This is a genomic window from Streptomyces sp. NPDC127084, from assembly GCF_042724175.1.
Classification (GTDB): Bacteria; Actinomycetota; Actinomycetes; order Streptomycetales; family Streptomycetaceae; genus Streptomyces.
Window position 1 is genome coordinate 665 of the sequence record NZ_JBHXFA010000317.1, and the last position, 2,089, is coordinate 2,753.

General features: G+C 69.0%; 1 protein-coding gene. It reads left to right on the forward strand.

Going from position 1 to position 2,089, the window contains the following annotated elements:
- The first annotated feature begins 445 nt into the window (after nt 1-445).
- Entirely contained in the window at nt 446-2,065 is a 1,620-nt protein-coding gene (locus ACFWI9_RS33720; protein WP_387168970.1) for an alpha/beta hydrolase, read from the forward strand.
- Nucleotides 2,066-2,089 lie beyond the last annotated feature (24 nt).

Genomic DNA, 2,089 nt, shown 5'->3' on the forward strand with positions numbered 1-2,089 from the left:
TCCCGACCAGTGGGTGCGGGGCGGTCCGGCGCCCCCCGGCGCGGGCCGCGCCCCCCACAACGGTTCCCGAACAGCTCCTACCTGCTGGTCGCCGTCGGCTGGGTGCTGACGACCGCCGTCATCGCGGGTGTCACCCGCACCCTGCAGAGGAACTGAGGGCCGCTTCACCAGCGGCGACTGCTCGCGGCCGCGGCAACCGGCACGCGTCTCCCCCGTGGTGCCGAACGCTCCCAGCGCTCGGCCGCCGGCCTCCGGGACTCCCGGGGCGGACGGGAAAGAGCGGGCCGAGGGTGTACTACCCGGGGACCATCTCTGCCGCCATCCGGTCCACCCACAGTCGGAGTACATGTCCCGCCCGCCGACGGATTCGCCCTAACTGCCTTGTAGGGGAGGGTAGGTGCGGTCACACCCCGCACAAGTTCCCGAACCTAAGGACCTTCCCCACGTGCGCAGCAGACGAATAGCCGTGCCTTTCCTGGCGGCGACCGCCGTCGCCTCCCTGGTGCCCGCACTCGCCCCGGCCGCCACCGCCACCGCCGCCGAGAACCCCCTGGCGCGGTTCGAGGAGCAGAAGCCCTCGTGGAAGCGTTGCAGCAAGGACATGCCTGCCACGCTCCAGTGCGCCACCATCAAGGTGCCACTCGACTACAGCCGCCCGGGCGGCAAGACGCTCGACCTCGCGATATCGAGGGTGAAGACAAGCACCAAGAAGGAGCGCCGCGGTGTGCTCCTGACCAACCCGGGCGGCCCGGGCGGCACGGGCGTCGAGATGCCGACGTTCCTGGCGAGCGAGCTGCCGAAGTCGGTGACGGCGAAGTACGACCTGATCGGCTTCGACCCGCGCGGCGTCGGCCAGAGCTCCCCCGTGAGCTGCGGGCTGAAGACCTCCGAGCGCAACTGGGAGCGCCCGTACAAGGCCGCCACGTTCGCCAAGGACGTGAAGTGGGCCAAGACCGTCGCCGAGAAGTGCGACGCCAAGCAGGGCGACAAGCTGCGCCACATCACCACCCGCAACACCGCCCGGGACATGGACGTCATCCGTGCCGTGCTCGGTGAGAAGAAGATCTCGTACCTGGGCTACTCGTACGGGACCTACCTCGGCGCCGTCTACACCCAGATGTTCCCGAAGCGCGCCGACCGCTTCGTGCTGGACAGCTCGGTGGACCCGGACAGGGTCTGGCGCGGGATGATCCAGGTGTGGGCGGAGGGCGCCGAGCCCGCGTTCGCCAACTGGACCAAATGGACCGCCAAGCGGCACTCCGAATACAAGCTGGGCAGGACCCCGGAGGCCGTCGGCAAGACCTTCTGGGACCTGGTCGCCCAGGCCGACCGCAAGCCGATCGACGACGGCAGCGGTGTGCCGATGAACGGCGATGACATCCGCATGTACATGCGCGGAATGGTCTTCAACGCGGAATGGGCCGCCAACACGGTCAAGGACCTGAAGAAGGCCGCCGAGGGCAAGAAGACCACCCCGGCTCCCCGCCGCGAGTCCACGACCCCCGAGCGCACCCCGGCCCCGCCCGCGTTCGGCAGCACCGCCGCCAAGGTGAAGGTGCCGTCTGACAACCAGGACGCCAGCTTCTGGACCGTCGTCTGCGGTGACACCCGCGCCTGGCCTACCAACCCGGAGCAGTACCGCCGCGACGCGATCAAGGACAAGAAGAAGTACCCGCTCTACGGCGACTTCGCGTCCAACATCAAGCCGTGCGCGTTCTGGAAGAAGCAGGGCAGCGAACCCGCCACCGTGATCGACAACAAGGTCGGCGCGCTGCTGCTGCAGAACGAGTGGGACTCCCAGACCCCGCTGGTCAGCGGCCAGGGCCTGCGCAAGCACCTCAAGGGCTCGAAGATGGTCACGGTCGCCGGTGGTATCGGCCACGGTATCTACGGCAGCAAGTCGTGCGCCGACAAGACGGCCACGGCCTACCTGACCACGGGCAAGCTCCCGGCGAAGGACATCACCTGCAAGGCGAAGCCCCCGGCCGAGGGCTCGCGCAGCGGCACCAGCCCGCTGCCGATCCCGACGCCCCGGGGTGTCCCGGGCATGGTGAGCCGCTTCTGACCCTTTACGGGTGAGCTGAGTCGA